15 protein-coding genes are annotated in these 16,228 nt (G+C 39.7%); 8 read left to right on the top strand and 7 right to left on the bottom strand.

Translation table 11 applies throughout. The features are described 5' to 3' along the window. The first annotated feature begins 46 nt into the window (after positions 1-46). Positions 47-1,012, top strand: coding sequence for a YpdA family putative bacillithiol disulfide reductase (locus BLR37_RS23020; protein WP_090772791.1), 966 nt, complete (start codon positions 47-49; stop codon positions 1,010-1,012). 41 nt (positions 1,013-1,053) lie between these two features. Here BLR37_RS23020 and BLR37_RS23015 read toward each other — a convergent pair whose 3' ends face one another. Both BLR37_RS23015 and BLR37_RS23010 read right to left on the bottom strand, forming a co-directional pair. Continuing rightward, positions 1,054-1,863, bottom strand: a complete 810-nt coding sequence (locus BLR37_RS23015; RefSeq protein ID WP_090772887.1) for an alpha/beta hydrolase — start codon at positions 1,861-1,863, stop codon at positions 1,054-1,056. A gap of 285 nt (positions 1,864-2,148) precedes the next feature. Further along, positions 2,149-3,141, bottom strand: a complete 993-nt coding sequence (locus BLR37_RS23010; RefSeq protein WP_090772789.1) for an alpha/beta hydrolase — start codon at positions 3,139-3,141, stop codon at positions 2,149-2,151. A gap of 293 nt (positions 3,142-3,434) precedes the next feature. Between BLR37_RS23010 and BLR37_RS23005 the strand changes: the two genes are divergently transcribed. The 3 genes from BLR37_RS23005 to BLR37_RS22995 all read left to right on the top strand — a co-directional run bounded on the left by BLR37_RS23005 (position 3,435) and on the right by BLR37_RS22995 (position 7,247). Next, a complete protein-coding gene (locus BLR37_RS23005) occupies positions 3,435-4,406 on the top strand; it encodes a polyprenyl synthetase family protein (RefSeq protein ID WP_090772788.1) in 972 nt (323 codons plus the stop codon). Next, positions 4,406-5,461: a TerC/Alx family metal homeostasis membrane protein gene (locus tag BLR37_RS23000; protein WP_090772786.1), complete on the top strand. Its 1,056-nt coding sequence runs from the start codon at positions 4,406-4,408 to the stop codon at positions 5,459-5,461. Before BLR37_RS23005 ends, BLR37_RS23000 begins: the two co-directional genes overlap by 1 nt. Positions 5,462-5,798: 337 nt before the next feature. Beyond that, positions 5,799-7,247, top strand: a complete 1,449-nt coding sequence (locus BLR37_RS22995; RefSeq protein ID WP_090772784.1) for a M20/M25/M40 family metallo-hydrolase — start codon at positions 5,799-5,801, stop codon at positions 7,245-7,247. Between the two features lie 25 nt (positions 7,248-7,272). Here the strand turns inward: BLR37_RS22995 and BLR37_RS22990 are convergent, their stop codons facing one another. Both BLR37_RS22990 and BLR37_RS22985 read right to left on the bottom strand, forming a co-directional pair. Then, on the bottom strand, positions 7,273-8,025 hold the full coding sequence (locus BLR37_RS22990; protein ID WP_143009654.1) for a hypothetical protein: 753 nt from the start codon (positions 8,023-8,025) through the stop codon (positions 7,273-7,275). A 10-nt stretch (positions 8,026-8,035) separates the two neighbouring features. Further along, entirely contained in the window at positions 8,036-8,464 is a 429-nt protein-coding gene (locus BLR37_RS22985) for a CBS domain-containing protein (protein ID WP_090772780.1), read from the bottom strand. 306 nt (positions 8,465-8,770) lie between these two features. Between BLR37_RS22985 and BLR37_RS22980 the strand changes: the two genes are divergently transcribed. Both BLR37_RS22980 and BLR37_RS22975 read left to right on the top strand, forming a co-directional pair. Further along, positions 8,771-9,073: a GNAT family N-acetyltransferase gene (locus tag BLR37_RS22980; RefSeq protein ID WP_090772884.1), complete on the top strand. Its 303-nt coding sequence runs from the start codon at positions 8,771-8,773 to the stop codon at positions 9,071-9,073. Positions 9,074-9,248: 175 nt separating this feature from the next. After that, entirely contained in the window at positions 9,249-10,661 is a 1,413-nt protein-coding gene (locus BLR37_RS22975; RefSeq protein WP_090772778.1) for an alpha-L-fucosidase, read from the top strand. A gap of 254 nt (positions 10,662-10,915) precedes the next feature. On the opposite strand, the gene BLR37_RS22970 is transcribed toward BLR37_RS22975, so the two are convergent. Then, positions 10,916-11,893: a Gfo/Idh/MocA family protein gene (locus tag BLR37_RS22970; RefSeq protein ID WP_090772776.1), complete on the bottom strand. Its 978-nt coding sequence runs from the start codon at positions 11,891-11,893 to the stop codon at positions 10,916-10,918. A gap of 257 nt (positions 11,894-12,150) precedes the next feature. Here BLR37_RS22970 and ahcY point away from each other — a divergent pair, with 257 nt between their 5' ends. Both ahcY and BLR37_RS22960 read left to right on the top strand, forming a co-directional pair. Then, positions 12,151-13,467, top strand: a complete 1,317-nt coding sequence (ahcY, locus tag BLR37_RS22965; protein ID WP_090772774.1) for an adenosylhomocysteinase — start codon at positions 12,151-12,153, stop codon at positions 13,465-13,467. A gap of 236 nt (positions 13,468-13,703) precedes the next feature. Next, positions 13,704-14,045 carry a DUF6370 family protein gene (locus BLR37_RS22960; RefSeq protein WP_090772772.1) on the top strand — a complete coding sequence of 114 codons (342 nt, stop codon included), beginning with the start codon at positions 13,704-13,706 and terminating at the stop codon, positions 14,043-14,045. Positions 14,046-14,172: 127 nt separating this feature from the next. Here the strand turns inward: BLR37_RS22960 and BLR37_RS22955 are convergent, their stop codons facing one another. Continuing rightward, positions 14,173-15,141 (bottom strand): polysaccharide deacetylase family protein, encoded by a 969-nt coding sequence (locus BLR37_RS22955; protein ID WP_090772770.1) that lies wholly within the window; start codon positions 15,139-15,141, stop codon positions 14,173-14,175. 11 nt (positions 15,142-15,152) lie between these two features. Then, complete coding sequence (locus tag BLR37_RS22950) at positions 15,153-15,653, bottom strand: hypothetical protein (protein ID WP_090772768.1); 501 nt, start codon at positions 15,651-15,653, stop codon at positions 15,153-15,155. Positions 15,654-16,228 lie beyond the last annotated feature (575 nt).

Below are 16,228 nucleotides of genomic sequence, written 5' to 3'. Positions count from 1 at the left end.
CGAGGTTCTTCTACAGGCTCAGAATGACATCCTAAGATATAATACGTTGGTAAATCAAAATCATTACGACCTTTTAATTATAGGTGCCGGCCCCATTGGTATGGCCTGTGCCATCGAAGCCCAAAAAGCCAATCTTAGCTATATCATAGTAGAAAAAGGTGCGTTGGTAAACAGTTTATTCAATTACCCGGTTTTTATGACTTTCTTTTCAACCTCGCAAAGGCTAGAAATAGGAGGTGTACCTTTTGTAACCATTAACCCGAAACCAAACCGTAACGAAGCGGTTGAATATTACCGTCGCGTGGCTGAGAAATTCGACCTTAAAATTAATTTGTTTGAAAGGGTAAACCAAGTTAATAAAAAGGATGATGGTTTGTTCGAAATCAATACATCCAAAACCAGTTATACGGCTAAAAATGTAGTGGTAGCTACCGGCTTTTACGATGTGCCTTTATTGATGAATGTACCGGGAGAAGATTTACCTAAGGTTACCCATTATTATAAAGACCCGCATTTATATGCTTTTCAAAATGTAGTGGTTGTTGGAGCCAACAATTCGGGAGTTGATGCCGCTTTAGAAACTTATCGCAAGGGTGCAAATGTAACCATGGTAGTACGTAGTGGTGATTTGGGCCCACACGTGAAATATTGGGTGCGGCCTGATATCCAGAACCGGATTAAAGAAAAAGAAGTTACAGCACTTTACAATTCCGAATTGATAGCCATCAGGGAAAATGAGGTAGATATTAAAACACCTGAAGGAATACAAACCATTGCCAATGATTTTGTAATTGCGATGACAGGCTATCAGCCAGATTTTTCGATGTTACGGAAATTCGGTATTGAACTGCCTGAAAGTCTTTGCCCGGCTTATAACGAAGAAACGATGGAAACCAATGTAAAGGGCTTGTACCTGGCAGGAGTAGTTTGCGGCGGTTTAGATACGCACAAGCTTTTTATCGAAAACTCACGGGTGCATGCCGAAATGATTGTGAAGCATATTGCAGGTTAAAACGCTTACTGGTTGGTGTCTCCACCAACCAGCATGCAATCCTATTTTTTCTTCTGGTACAACCAGCTCAAACCTTTATACAAAGCATTGTGTAAAATGGTTAAATGGTTTTCATTTGGCAGCAGCACATCACTTACCTTTAATTTTGGATAAAGCTTTAATGCAGCAGCAAGATTTTTTGCATCGCCTTCCATAACCTTACCCTCATTGCCTGTGGCAATAAAGATATTGGCTTTTGCTTTAGCCAGATTTGGTGCATATTTAGGCATATCCTTTAAAAGTGATTCATTATTCCACCATAAACTCGGGCTAATAATCAGGTAATTGGTAAAAAGTGCAGGTTTTTTGAGGAGTATTTCAGTTGCCAGCAAACCACCTAACGACTGGCCGATTAATGTTTTCGACTCACTGGTTTTGTATTTTTGCTGCACAAAAGGCTGAAGTTCTTTTTCGATAAAAGTAATGAAGCTGGCCGATTTACCTGTTGTCGGAAAATCTTTTAAATCTGCAGCTATGCTGGTAGGGTAGGTAAAATCTCTTTTCCGGTCTACATTGGCAATACCCACTACAATCGATTTGGGCATGACCTCAATCATGGTTAAGAATTGTACCAGCCCTGTAACATGAATGAAGTCTTCATTGGCAGAGCCATCCAACAGGTAAATTACGGGATAGGTTTTGGCCGAATCGGCCGAATAACCTTCGGGCAGGTAAATGTTTAAAGTTCTGGTTTCGGCAAGTTGTTTCGAGTTAATTTTTTCGATTTTGCCTAAAACAAAGGGTTGTTCTTGCGAGAAAGCAAGGTTTGTACTTAATATGCAGGTGACTAACAGGCTAAAAAGAAATTTCATAGGATTGATATTTGCTGCAACGGTAAGCAATATATTTAACAGTTAGCGGATTTAAATGAGATATTATAACAGACTTCTCCTACAGGATCGTCATTTCGAGCGGAGTGTAGCGTAGCCGAGAAATCTGTCTTGATAGATTTCTCCATTTCGTCACCGCGAAAAACCGGCTGGCTTCAGTTGAAATGACGCTCGATTTGTGAATTCTGTTAGTGATAGTTGGTAAAGGATTCTGCAAAATAATTTTAAGGCATTTCGACAAGCTCAATGTGACAGATTAAATCTGGATTAATGAACAGGCACTTTTAAAACATTGCCCACAAAACTAGCTATAGCGGTTTCTACACTGGGTAAATCTTTTGAGGTAATGTAACAACCCAGCACATGGTTGCCGGCATTGGGAATGGCTATTTTACGTTTCAGGTTTTCGGGGGTGCCCAGCTGACCAAACATTTTAAGCATGGCATCTACGCGCACAACTGGGTCTTGCTCCAGTTCGTTTTTGTAATAGTAGATCATTAAAACGGGTTGTTTTACTTTTTCGAAAACCTTTTTGGTCATGGTACTTTCTACAAACTCCTGCAATTCTACCAGCGATTCGATGCGGTAATTGGTGTACCAGTATTTTTTATATTCTAAGGTGCGCCCATCAACCTTGCGCTCATCGCTGCCTAATACCCTGCGGGCAATTTGCAAACCCCAGGGATCGTTAAGCATCCAGGCGTTTTTATCGTTAATGGCTACATTGGGTGAAAGTAAAATGAGGCTGTTAATTTCGGGGTAAGTGGCAGCGAGTTTCAAGGCAACAGTACCACCGGTAGAGGTGCCTACCAAAATAACCTTTTTGCCCAGTTTTTTGCCGATGGCATAAGCCTGCTTGCTGGTTTCCCAAAGGCGGTCGGCCGTAAAATACTGCATAGGCGCCAGGGTATCAATACCATGATCGGCCAGACGGGCCAGGTATAAATTGGCATGTAGTTTTTTAGCCAGATCAAGATGCACGGGATTGCCTTCGGTTTTTGAAGCAGAAAAGCCATGCAGGTACACTACAGCATATTCGGTTTGCTGGTGACTGCTATCGGCCCAGACAATTTCGGCGGCATTACCCGGTTTAATTTTATGCCGGGCTTCGATGCCGGCTACATAATTATCGAGCTCATCGAGATCGGGTACCAATGTAAGCTGTTGGTTGTAAACTGGTTTTTTGGGCTTTGGACCTAATAAATAGCCCGCCACGAGCAGTACCGAAATGCCCAATACGATTTTGTAGCGCTTTTTCATCTATTTAGATTGAATGGTTTAAATGTAAACTTTTGAAATAAATAAAGCTAATTTTTTAACGAATTGCTTGTGGCGGCTGAGGGGCTGTTTACCTGCAGCTGCCATTGATTTTAAACCTGATAGCGCCAAATAGCCCGCAACCCGAAGCATGAGGGCGAGGACTATGGGCAATAGCAGGACTAAAGCTGTTAGTAATTGCCGGCTTTGCTTTACCCAACCCGTACAATGCTTTGCAATAGATTATCTTTTTATGGGAAATTAGCTTAAGTTTGCAGTCAAAATTTTTCGACTTAATGCCGGGAATCGAACAGATAAAAACACCTATTGCCGCTGATATTAAAGCGTTTGAGAAAACCTTTAAAGAATCTATGCATAGCGACGCACCGTTGCTGGATAGGATTACCCATTATATTGTAAAGCAAAAAGGTAAACAAATGCGGCCTATGTTCGTGTTTTTTGCCGCTAAACTGTGCGGTGGAATTACCGAATCTACACACCGTGGCGCTGCCCTGGTAGAACTTTTGCATACGGCTACGCTGGTGCATGATGATGTGGTGGATAATGCTTACGAACGTCGTGGCTTTTTCTCGATTAATGCTTTATGGAAGAATAAAATTGCTGTTTTGGTTGGCGATTACCTGCTGGCCAAAGGGCTTTTACTTTCGGTAAACAATAACGAGCACCGTTTGTTACAAATAGTATCGGAAGCGGTAAAACAAATGAGTGAGGGCGAGCTGTTGCAGGTAGAAAAGGTGCGGCGGATGGATATTTCGGAGGATTTATACTTTGATGTAATCCGTCAGAAAACGGCCTCGTTAATTGCTTCGTGCTGTGCTGCAGGAGCTGCATCGGCCGGAGCTGATGATGCAACGATTGAAAAAATGCGTCTGTTTGGCGAAAAAGTGGGGATTGCTTTTCAGATTAAAGATGATACTTTCGATTTCGGTACTGATGATGTTGGTAAACCGCTTGGGATTGATATTAAGGAGAAAAAAGTAACCTTACCTTTAATTTACGCGCTAAACAAAGCCGAGAAAACTGAACGCAAAAGAATGATTAACCTGGTTAAAAACCACCAGGATGATCCGGTTAAGATTCAGCAGATTATTGATTTTGTAAATGCCCATGAAGGGGTTTATTATGCTAACCAAAAAATGCTGGAATACCAGAATGAGGCTTTTGCTATTTTGCATGGCTTTGATGCAGGCGAAGCAAGGACAGGATTAGAGCAGCTTGTACTTTATACTACAGAACGTAAAAAATAATGACTAACGAACTACTTTTCAGCTTAGGTTTTCTTTTGTTTATTGTGCTGATACTGGCTTTGGATTTAGGTCTTTTTAGCCGGAAAGAGCACGTTGTTAGCTTAAAACAAGCTGGTATAATGAGCCTGGTTATGGTTGCCCTGGCATTGGGGTTTTATTTTATTCTGTTAACGGAAGGCCATCAGCTACATGGAATTAAGGATTTTACGCACCTGAAGGATATCGTAATCAGGCACCAGCACCACATAAAACTTATTCCAGACGATTTTGAAGGTAGTTTAGCCATTTACAGGCAAAACCTTGGACTGGAGTTTTTAACCGGTTATGTAATAGAATATGCCCTTTCTGTTGATAATATCTTTGTAATTGTACTCATATTCTCGGCCTTTGCGGTTGAAGAAAAATATTACCACCGGGTATTGTTCTGGGGTATTTTGGGCGCAATTATTATGCGTTTCATCTTCATTTTTGTAGGTGCCGCGCTTATTGCCAAGTTTGCCTGGATTTTATATCTGTTTGGCGCATTTTTGGTGTTTACAGGCGTAAAAATGTTTTTCAGTAAGGATGATGACGATAAAATCGACCCTGAAAATCACCCTGTAGTTAAATGGGCTTCGAAAATATTTTCGATACACCCTAAATATGAGGGTAAAAAATTCTTTGTAAAAATTAACCACAAAACATTGGTTACGCCTTTGTTTTTGGTATTGCTGATTGTTGAGTTTACCGATTTACTATTCGCTGTAGATTCGATACCGGCTATTTTTGCGGTAACCAAAGACCCGTATATCGTATTTTTCTCTAACATTTTCGCCATTATGGGCTTGCGGTCGATGTTCTTTTTATTGGTGAACATTATCCATAAATTCCATTATTTAAAAACAGGTTTGGCGGTGCTGCTTGCTTTTATCGGGGTGAAAATGCTGGGACATACTTACTTGGAGAAATGGGGTTTTACCACCGAACATTCGCTGATTATTATCCTGGCGATACTGGTTATCAGTATTGTGGCTTCGCTGGCTTTCCCTAAGAAAAAGGTGCAGGTGAAACCTTAATTTTTATCAGCTAGGATATCTGTCATTCTGAGCGCAGCGAAGAATTTCTAAAGGGCTAGGCATATTGGTTTCTGAGCTTAGAGACACTTTTTGCTATGATTGCATCTTTTATAGAAAAGCCGTCATTCCCGCGCATGCGGGAATCTTAAAGCATAAGCATTAGGATTCCCATCCGATAGCTATCGGATCAAGTTGGGAATGACGATTACGCCATTTAACTACAATGACCTTACGTGCCTGATATGGTTAATTTTGCTGAAAAATTCAAAGCAAAATAACCGTTACAGCGATTATTGTGTGGTGCAAATTTGTATTTTCACGCAATTATCAACTTATTATGAAATACCTTTTCTCAGCTGCGCTCATCTGTTCGGCAATATTGGCCAATGCACAAGATCAATTTGGTGGTGTATTTGCTAAAATTAATACCGATGTGCAGCAAAATGGCCGCGCTTATCAGAATTTAAAATACGAAACCGAAACCATTGGTCACCGTTTAACCGGTTCTGCAAATGGGGCAAAGGCAGAGCAATATGCTTTCGATTTATTGAAATCGTACGGTTGCGAAGTGAAATTTCAGCCTTTTGAGGTTGAAAGCTGGAGCAGAAAAACCATCAATGTAGCAATAGGTGCAACTAAGAACAGCCTGGCTAAAATGAAAGCAGTAACGCTGGCACACTCGCCGGTAAGTGCAGATGTGAGTGGCGACATTGTAGATGCTGGTAATGGACTGGAGGCCGATTATCAGGCTAACCCAGCTAAGTTTAAAGGTAAAATTGCATTGATATATCTGGGTGTTTTACCAGGCTCGCCTGCCGGAACAAAATCATTGCACCGCTCTGAGAAAACAGCTATTGCTACAAAATATGGTGCCACTGGCGTAATTATCATCAATACGGTTAAAGATGGCGTACTTTTAACAGGTACGGCTTCGGTAAGGGGCAAATTAATTAGCATCCCCGCAGTTTGTATAGGCCTTGAAGATGGTATGGCTTTAAAAGAAAAACTGAAAACGCAGGCGCAGATAGCCCATATTACCATGACTAATTTTTCGGGTGTAATTAAGGCGCGGAATGTAATTGCTACTTTCAAAGGGACTGAATTGCCAAAAGATAAAATTGTAGTTGGCGGACATTTGGATAGCTGGGATTTGGCAACCGGCGCTATTGATAACGGAATAGGTTCTTTTGCCATTATAGATATGGCGCGCACCTTTAAAAAGTTAAACCTGAAAACAAAACGTACGGTAGAGTTTGTGTTGTTTATGGGTGAGGAGCAAGGCTTACTGGGTTCAAAAGCTTATGTAGAGCAGGCCAAAAAGAACGGAACTCTGGCACAGGTTAAGTTTATGCTCAATTACGATATGACCAACGATCCGAAAGGCTTTTCGACTTCGAGGGCAGAAATGAAAGATTTATTTACCGGCTGGGGTGCAGAAATTGTGAAGATTGATACCGGTTTTAAAAACCTGTTTAATGCCGGCGCAGGTTTACACAGCGATCATCAGCCTTTTATGCTGGAGGGCATCCCGACAGGTGGTGGTTTTGGCGGTAAATTACCCAATAATTCAGGGCCTTTTTACCACTCAGATGGCGACTCGTTTAAACTGGTTGATGAGCAGGAATTGAAAAATACAGTTCGTTACAGTGCCATGCTTACTTATGCGCTGGCCAATACCCCTAAAATACCGGTTGGCATTCAGGGCGATGAAGCATTGCGTAAATTTTTAGAAGCGCAAAACTTAAAAGAGCCTTTAACTATAGCTGGCGAATGGAGGTGGAAGTAAGCATCATGAAATATGCTGTAAGTAATTAAAGTAGCCAGTAAAAAATACTGTAGGCAAAGTACTGCCTGTCTAATGTGTTATTTTTATTTATTAATGAAATATCAGCGAGTCTTAATTTTTTTTCATCTTCATCTTTAACATGCTCTTCCGGGAAGACACTCACTATACTGCTATTAATTTCTGTTTCCAGCGGTGTAAGGATAAAGGTCAGGCTGTCTTGTTTATCAATTCTGGTTAATCTGATTGCATTGTTATTCAGTTGTTGTATTTTAACATGCTCGTCTATTGAAAGTGGAATTCCATTTCGGTAATAAATGCCAATGCTCTCGGTTGTGGTGAAGCTGATCGGGTTTGTTACGTTAATGGTATAGGCAGTATCTGGTAGTTGGGTTTTAAATTTCTTTTTTGCTGCCAATATTTTCTCAAGATAAGGTGGGCTATGTTCCAGGAAATAATCACTTAATTCTATTTTTTTATAGTTATAACCTGTTTTGAACATTCTGCCAATAATATCTATTGGTGTATTTCCTTCATCAGTAATAAATAAGGCATAGCTTAAAAGCACCATTGCAGCAATACCTCCCATTTGGAAATATTTTGTTTTTACCTTTTTACGTTGCAACAAATAGTGTATTCCGGTTAGTAAAAGCGAAACGATAGCTATAACTGGGATGGTTAATAAAGTACCCAAACTTGCACCTCCGCCAGCCATGGGGAACCCCTCAAATAGTATAAAATTGGTAAGAAAGGCTATCGCAGGATAAATAAAGGGCTTCATTCGGGTTTGTTTACCCGCTAATATAGCTTTCTAATTGCGAAATGGTTTGTTTTTGATCTTCAATAATAAACTTCACCACATCGCCGATAGAAACCATGCCTTTTACTTCGTTATCAACAACTATAGGTAAATGGCGAATGTGTTTATCGGTCATCAGTTCCATGCAAAAATCGATGCTGTCGTTTAAAGTAATGGTAATCGGCGTGGCCGTCATCGCTTCCCTGATCAAAGTATCTTTTGATGATTTACCCTGCAAAATGATTTTGCGGGCATAATCGCGTTCGGTAAAAATGCCATGCAGTTTTTGGTCTTCCATCACCAGTACAGCACTGATGTTTTTTTCTGTCATTACTTTTAAGGCTTCCAAAACAGAAATATTTTCGGGTACCGAGATAATGCGCACTTTTTTGGTATCGAGTAAGTGTTTTACGGTTTTCATAATACTAAGATTTGGTCATCTGAATTTAAGCAATAATTGATTGAAAATCAAAGTTTTGTTTTTTATGTTTTGCATTGTTTGTTAAAATGTATTTTAGGTTTACAATAGGTTAACATTTAAGCAAAAAATGTAAAGTGCCGCCAGGTGTAATTAATTTTTGTGTGCAGTTTAATCAGGTAAAAATGAATAGAGCTCATTTCTATTGCTTATCTTTCGGCTATCAATAAAATTGTGCAAAACAGACGAATGTCTGCACTATTTTAAGGTTTGCGTTTTAGCAATTCACCCAAAACCGATAAAGAAATCATGGCAGAAGTAAAATTAAACCTTCAGCAAGAAGGACCAAGTGCATTCGAAATAATTGATGAAAAAGGCAAAGCCGGCGAAATGGTTTTTGACATCCAGGGCAGCGACTTAACTGTTTACCACACCGAAGTAGAGCCCGATCGCGAAGGCATGGGATATGCTAAACTCCTGCTGGAGGCAATGGTTGCTTACGTAAGGGAAAATAAACTAATGGTGATCCCTTTGTGCCCTTATGTGCATTTACAATTCAGAAGACACGAAGAATTGTATCACGATATCTGGAATAAGAAAAACGAAAATTAGTGCTGTGTGCATGCATTGTTATTCAGTCAGATTACTGCTATCCGCTAATCTGACTAAATAATCTCTGGCTAATAGTTCCGTCTGGGGCCTAGCCAAACTGGAATGTTTTAATTAAGATACTCCGTTCCTTTAAACCAAAACAACCCAACTATTTATAATTACCCTTACTCAAAAAATGAAACTAGTATCCTTTAAGAAAAACGTTTTAGTTGCCTTGTTAGTCTTGATTTCGCCATTGGTGAAAGCACAGCTTAAAAATGCAGAAGCTGCCAAACACCTTAACCAGTTGCAACAGCAATTTGTCGATCTGCGTTTTGGTATGTTTATTCACTACAACATTCCTACTTATGCCAATGCCGATTGGCCCGATCCCGATGCCTCGCCAAAATTGTTTAATCCTAAAAAACTCGATCCCAACCAATGGGCAAAGGCTGCAAAATCGGCCAATATGAGTTACGGTTGTTTAACTACCAAGCACCATAGTGGTTTCTGTATCTGGGATACCAAAAGCACCGATTATAATGTAATGAACAGTCCTTATGGTAAAGATGTAGTAAAACAGTTTACTGATGCTTTTCGTGCCAATGGTTTAAAAGTAATGCTGTATTATTCTATTCTGGATACCCACCATAAACTCAGGCCAAACCAGATTACGCCCAAGCATATCGATATGATTAAGCAACAGATTACCGAATTATTGACCAAATACGGTAAAATTGAAGCTTTAATTATTGATGGCTGGGACGCGCCATGGTCGCGGATTTCTTATGACGATGTTCCTTTTGAAGATATTTACACTTTGATTAAAACCTTACAGCCCGATTGCCTGGTGATGGATTTGAATGGCGCCAAATACCCTGCTGAAGGTTTATACTACACCGATATTAAAACTTATGAAATGGGCGCCGGTCAGCGGATGCACAAAGAAAACAAGGTAATGCCTGCGTTGGCCTGTTTACCGATTAATACCTCGTGGTTCTGGAAAACAGATTTCCCTACCGTACCGGTGCGGAAGCCAAACGAAATTGTAGAAACACTGATTAAACCTTTAAATGAAGCCAGCTGTAATTTTATTCTCAATGTTGCGCCAAACCGCGACGGATTAATCGACGATAATGCACTAGAATCGCTAAAAGAAGTAGGTAAACTATGGAAGAATGAAGGGGCTACGGCTAAATTGCCGGCACTTGATTTGCCGGTCATTTCGAGTAACATCGCCATCAATAAGGCTGCAAACGCCAGCTGGAGCGATGATATGAATATTATGGATTTTGCCAATGATGATAGTTACCGCACTTCGTGGACCTCGAACAGCTCTGTCTCTAAACCCTGGTTTGAAATCGATTTCAAAAACGAGCAACCTGTAAATATGGTTGTAATTGCCGAGCAAAAAGCCAACATAGATGATTATGTGCTTGAATACTGGAATGGAGTGGAGTGGAAAAAAATTACCGATGCTAAAAATGCCGAGAAGATCAAAATTCACCGTTTCGATCGCATTTGGACCAGCAAGGTGCGTATCCGCATCGAACATGCAAAAGAAACTGCTTCAATTGCCGAATTTCAGGTTTTTAATGAAAGGAGATAAAATAATTTGAATTTCTTTGCGGTTGGTTTGTATACTGGCTGCAAAGAAATTTATTACGACTCTATTAAATGAGAAAGCCCCATATTTCTATGAGGCTGAAATTATTTTGCAGTATACAACATCCATCGTATAAAGCTTAAACCAAACAAACTAAATAATAGACAAACGGCTTAAAGTTTTGTTTTAGTTTTTTTGAAATATTTTCAAAAAGCTACCTGTTTTGTTGTAAGTGGTTGATTATTAGTTGTAAATAATTAAAAATTTGAGGTAAAGCCATCCAGTAGCTCCATGGTTTTTAAAGCCTCCTCTCCGCTGCAGGGGTTTTTGCTTTTATCCAGGAAATAAGCCACTACCTTTTCAATCATCGGTTGTTCTACATGGGCAAGGGGTAAAAAATCAAACTGTTCTTCTACACCATTGCGTGTAAGCTTAATCTGGTGGCCAAACATCGGGAAACTGATTTTGCCCTTAGCGCCATAAATATGGCAAACATCCATTTGTTGCCCTTCTGCAAGCGAGAAGCACCAGGTGCCGTTAAACACCACGCCATTTTCGAATAAGATACGGCCGGTTACCAAATCATCAACAGGTTGCTGTTTCGATTGGTTAAGTGCAATGCCGTTAAAACTGTTCATTTCTCCGAAGAAGTACAGCATCAAATCCAGCTGATGGGGCGCCAAATCGTGAAAAAGACCGCCACCACCAATATTCGGATCCATGCGCCAGTTGTAATCCGTTTTGGCTATTACCTTGCTTTTTTGTGGTTGCAGCATGCGTAAATCAACAAAACGGATATCGCCGATTGCATGTTTATCAATCAATGATTTTACTTTCAAAAATAAGGGATGTTCGCGGCGGTAGTGCGCTACACTAAGTTTAACCCCATAATTATTTGCTGCATTTACCATGCGTTGCGCAGCTGCAGCATTTAAAGCCATCGGCTTTTCTACATAAACAGGCTTGCCGGCAGCAAGGGCTTCGATGGTGTAAGCTTCGTGTTGTAGGGGTGGCGTAGCAATATAAATGGCATTTACTTCTGGGTCGTTAATCAGCTCAGAAGCATCGCTGTACCATTTCGGTACACCGTGTCGCTGGGCATAGTCGGCAGCTTTTACCGCATCTCTGCGCATTACCGCTACTAAAGATGAATTGGGTACTTTATTAAATGCAGGCCCGCTTTTAACCTCCGTTACATCGCCACAGCCAATAATCCCCCATTTAATTTCATTCATAAAGCAAAGCATTTGGTTTGGCTGGTAAGTTAGCAATCGGTGGCTGGTTTTTAAAACCAGTTTCGAAATTATTTGCAGAAAAGTAATTGTTCTGTATAATTCAGCTAACTACAAGTTGTAAAGTGATATGCGTTTACTATTCACATCAAAATTACTTACTTTTGTACGCTGATAATCAGAATAGGTTTGCCAATAGTTTGCATTGTATTTTGAGATTCGGTTAAAAAATTGGTTATCAATTAATTAAAAAGAAAATTATGTCATCAGTAGAGACAACTTACATCCCTTACAAAGTTAAGGACATTTCACTGGCAGAATGGGGCCGTAAAGAAATCGAATTAGCCGAGGCAGAAATGCCAGGTTTAATGAGTTTACGTAAAGAATTCGGTCCAACACAACCGTTAAAAGGTGCGCGCATTGCAGGATGTCTGCACATGACCATCCAAACGGCTGTATTAATCGAAACTTTAGTGGCCCTGGGTGCAGAAGTTACCTGGTCATCATGCAATATTTTTTCTACACAAGACCATGCTGCTGCGGCAATTGCTGCTGCCGGTATTCAGGTTTACGCGTGGAAAGGCTTAAACGAGCAGGAGTTCGACTGGTGTATTGAACAAACTTTACACTTCGGTCCGGAGCAACAGCCGTTAAACATGATTTTAGATGATGGTGGCGATTTAACCAACATGGTTTTTGATAAATACCCTGAGCTGATTGCAGCGATCAAAGGTTTATCAGAAGAAACTACTACTGGTGTACACCGTTTATACGAAAGAATGAAAAACGGAACATTGCACTTACCTGCAATTAACGTTAACGATTCAGTAACTAAATCAAAATTCGATAACAAATATGGTTGTCGCGAATCATTGGTTGATGCGATCCGTCGTGCAACTGATGTAATGATGGCTGGTAAAGTAGCTGTAGTTTGCGGTTATGGCGATGTGGGTAAAGGTTCGGCTGAGTCTTTAAGCTCGCAAGGTGTACGTGTAATTGTTACTGAAATCGATCCAATTTGTGCTTTACAAGCGGCAATGGAAGGTTATGAAGTTAAGAAATTCGCTAACGCAGTTAAAGAAGCTGATATCATTGTAACTACAACTGGTAACCGCGATATTGTTCGTGGCGAGCACTTCTTAACCATGAAAGATAAAGCTATTGTTTGTAACATTGGTCACTTCGATAACGAAATCGATGTTGCCTGGTTAAATGCAAACTATGGTTCAACTAAAGTAGAAATCAAACCTCAGGTAGATAAATATACAGTTGAAGGTAAAGATATAATTTTATTGGCCGAAGGTCGTTTAGTTAACTTAGGTTGTGCAACTGGTCACCCAAGTTTTGTAATGAGTAACTCGTTTACCAACCAAACTTTGGCTCAGATTGAGCTTTGGACTAACACAGATAAATACGAAAACAAAGTTTATGTTTTACCTAAGTATTTAGATGAGAAAGTAGCTCGCTTACACCTAGAAAAAATTGGTGTAGAATTAGATGTTTTAGATCAACACCAGGCTGATTATATCGGTGTACCGGTTGAAGGTCCGTTTAAATCAGACGAGTATCGTTACTAATTACAGTCGGAAGTCCGTAGTCGGAAGTCCGAAGTTTATATTCAAAAAGGGATGTGCAAATTGCATATCCCTTTTTTTTGTTCCCCTCTGTCAGAGGGGTGTCCGAAGGACGGGGGGTGCTTGCTTGTTTTGAAAACATATTTCAATTCTCTTCAAGGAATCTTGCCCATCAGTTTTTTATACCAAACACTAATTCTTTTGCTGCTAAAAAACTACATTTGAAAAAAAAGTAACTCATGAAAAACCTATTCCTTGCTATTTTTATCGGTCTGTTTAGCTTAAATGCAAATGCCCAAACCGCACCTAAAAAAGCTGTTGCTGCAAAAGTTATTACCAAACAAACTGTTGATATTGCCTGCGGCGAATGCCAGTTTAAAATGAAAGGTAAAGATTGCGAATTGGCCGTGAAAATAGATGGCAAGTCCTATTTTGTTGATGGTAAAAATATAGATGATTTCGGTGATGCGCACGGCGAGCATGGTTTTTGCAATGCCGTAAGCAAAGCAGAAGTAACCGGCGAAATTGTAAATAACCGCTTTAAAGCAAAAGAAATAAAGTTGTTGCCGGTTAAGCATTAGGTTTTACCGCAAAGAGCGCAAAGTTTTCGCAAAGTAGCGCTAAGTATGGTTGCAAATAATTGGTATGCTTTACCTGTTTTCACCTCTGCGTTTTCTTCGTGTACTTTGCGGTTAAAAACGCGATAAATTACTCAAATTCCTTTTCCAGTCCCTGTCTTAAATCAAATAACAGCCATTGTTTGCGGTTTACATCTGCCTGTCTGGTTTTTAACAGCTGAATAAAATCTTTTACACCAATTTCTTCGTTTCCATTGCCATGAATCAATACAATACTGCCGGCATTGGGTTGCTGACCTTTGGCCAGCCAGGCATCACTACCTATTGGAATTAAACCATAGGCTTCAATTTTATCTACAATTGCTTTATCCGAAACCAAACCCGGAAAACGGAAAAATACCGATGGGGTTAAACCGTTTTTAAGCATCAGTTTCTCATTTTTCAAAACTTCAACATCCAGATTTGTTCCAGGGGCCAGCAAAAAGTTTTCGGCCAGGGGTAATTGGTTTACTTCGTGGTTGTAAGAATGGTTAACCCAGGTAATGTTCAGCTCTTTTTGTGTAACCAGGCTTTTTAGCCAGTTTAAGTCATCCTCATGCTTTAGCATCCATTTGCCCGAAACCGAAATGGCTAATGGGGCAGGTTGTTCAATCTTTTTGAATTCATCAAAAACCGATTGAAAGATAATGCGGTCTAAAGCTTTGTGCGAAGGACAGAGGTCGATGGTTAATGTGATTCCCTTTTCATTCGGGAAAGCGTGGTCGATACCAGCATTTTGTAACTGAACATCTTTAGCAGCTGCGGCTTCTAATGCTTTAACATAGGCTGTGTTTTTGAAAATAGCCAGTACATTGGGCCATTTCAGGCTGCTGGTGGTATAGTTATTGGCAATATCAACCTTAGTATCTAATGTTTGTGGATTAACCAACAGCAGATACTTTTCTCCGTCAGCTGTAAAGCTTCTTGTAACAAGCCATTGTGTTGCTGCATCTTTGGCCAGGGCATAATTTACTTTGTACCTGCTTAGCGATTCAAATTTTTGAGCATAAAGGCAGGTGCTTAACAGTACGAATGTGAAAAGCGCTTTAAATTTTAGCATGACTAAAAGACTTAAATAAATTGGGTATTAGCCACTTTCTTCTCTTTCTTTTTTTCTTTCAGACTTTCCTTATAATCTTTTTTAAGTTCCTTTAAATCTGCTTTCATTTCTTTTCTGGCTTCCCTTTTTTCGGCAGCAGAATCGTAATCGCCATTTTTATAATCGTCGATAATTTCTTTTTTCTCCAATTCGTAATCCAGCTCGTCGGCATGATCGGCCATACCTTTTGCAATCAGGTTGGCTATGGCACGCTGATCGCTGGCATTGCCCGATTTGCCCATGGCTTCAGCCGATTTTAGCTGTTTCATCATGGTTTTTACCAGGCTTTTAGGTAAGGCTTTTTTGAGCTCGTTTTCTACGTTTTTCCAGTCCTGGCTGCTCATTTTCTTCGCCGTATCAATAGTGGTTACAGGTATTTTTGAAAGTATTTCAGCTTGATTTACTGTTTTTTGTTCGTGGGCAAAGATTTTACCGGTGGCCAACACCAGTAAGAGGATGATGATTTTTTTCATATTGAAAGGTTAAATGTGATTTGAAGCTAATCAATTTTCGTTAGAATGTAAAACTACAGGCGCTTTTGCCCTAATTGTTTAATCCTTATTTAAAATCTTTCTAATTTAGCTCAAATCTGTTATCTTTACCCAAACAGTAATGAACAAAGAAAAAGTAAAATTATGGTTCAAAAGAGTAGGCCTTGTAGGCTTCCTGTTCTTCCTGATTAAAGGGTTGATTTGGCTCGTGGTGTTTTACTTTATCGGCAAAAACGTGACTTAAAGATTTATTGGTTCACTAGTCATTGGTTCATTAGGCCGTTCTGGTTGCATACCAGGTCTTCATCCTGATCCGATAGTTATCGGATTTGTTTCAGGATCTCTTCAATACATCAAAAGCTTTATTAATTTTATCATTAAGATTTAAGACAGTTAAGTGAAATTTGGTCTGTTTTACACTTTCTTAATGACCTTAATCCCTTAATGGTAAAATATTCCTATCATTAAGATCGTATGTATGAAAGCGTTAATTAGCTAAATAAGATAGAGTTCTTGCTAAAAGGTTGTAGATTAATAATAATCAAAGGTTTACAAAC

The sequence above is a fragment of the Pedobacter soli genome, from assembly GCF_900101435.1.
Lineage (GTDB): Bacteria > Bacteroidota > Bacteroidia > Sphingobacteriales > Sphingobacteriaceae > Pedobacter > Pedobacter soli.
Note: the sequence above shows the minus strand (reverse complement) of the source record. Positions and strands in the feature narration are given on the sequence as shown.

What these genes read in the sequence shown, in the direction of transcription:
- BLR37_RS23015 (WP_090772887.1), bottom strand. Translation starts at nt 1,863, where the DNA reads ATGAAATTTCTTTTTAGCCTGTTAGTCACCTGCATATTAAGTACAAAC.
- BLR37_RS23010 (WP_090772789.1), bottom strand. Translation starts at nt 3,141, where the DNA reads ATGAAAAAGCGCTACAAAATCGTATTGGGCATTTCGGTACTGCTCGTG.
- BLR37_RS23005 (WP_090772788.1), top strand. Translation starts at nt 3,435, where the DNA reads ATGCCGGGAATCGAACAGATAAAAACACCTATTGCCGCTGATATTAAA.
- BLR37_RS23000 (WP_090772786.1), top strand. Translation starts at nt 4,406, where the DNA reads ATGACTAACGAACTACTTTTCAGCTTAGGTTTTCTTTTGTTTATTGTG.
- BLR37_RS22995 (WP_090772784.1), top strand. Translation starts at nt 5,799, where the DNA reads ATGAAATACCTTTTCTCAGCTGCGCTCATCTGTTCGGCAATATTGGCC.
- BLR37_RS22990 (WP_143009654.1), bottom strand. Translation starts at nt 8,025, where the DNA reads ATGAAGCCCTTTATTTATCCTGCGATAGCCTTTCTTACCAATTTTATA.
- BLR37_RS22985 (WP_090772780.1), bottom strand. Translation starts at nt 8,464, where the DNA reads ATGAAAACCGTAAAACACTTACTCGATACCAAAAAAGTGCGCATTATC.
- BLR37_RS22980 (WP_090772884.1), top strand. Translation starts at nt 8,771, where the DNA reads ATGGCAGAAGTAAAATTAAACCTTCAGCAAGAAGGACCAAGTGCATTC.
- BLR37_RS22975 (WP_090772778.1), top strand. Translation starts at nt 9,249, where the DNA reads ATGAAACTAGTATCCTTTAAGAAAAACGTTTTAGTTGCCTTGTTAGTC.
- BLR37_RS22970 (WP_090772776.1), bottom strand. Translation starts at nt 11,893, where the DNA reads ATGAATGAAATTAAATGGGGGATTATTGGCTGTGGCGATGTAACGGAG.
- ahcY (WP_090772774.1), top strand. Translation starts at nt 12,151, where the DNA reads ATGTCATCAGTAGAGACAACTTACATCCCTTACAAAGTTAAGGACATT.
- BLR37_RS22960 (WP_090772772.1), top strand. Translation starts at nt 13,704, where the DNA reads ATGAAAAACCTATTCCTTGCTATTTTTATCGGTCTGTTTAGCTTAAAT.
- BLR37_RS22955 (WP_090772770.1), bottom strand. Translation starts at nt 15,141, where the DNA reads ATGCTAAAATTTAAAGCGCTTTTCACATTCGTACTGTTAAGCACCTGC.
- BLR37_RS22950 (WP_090772768.1), bottom strand. Translation starts at nt 15,653, where the DNA reads ATGAAAAAAATCATCATCCTCTTACTGGTGTTGGCCACCGGTAAAATC.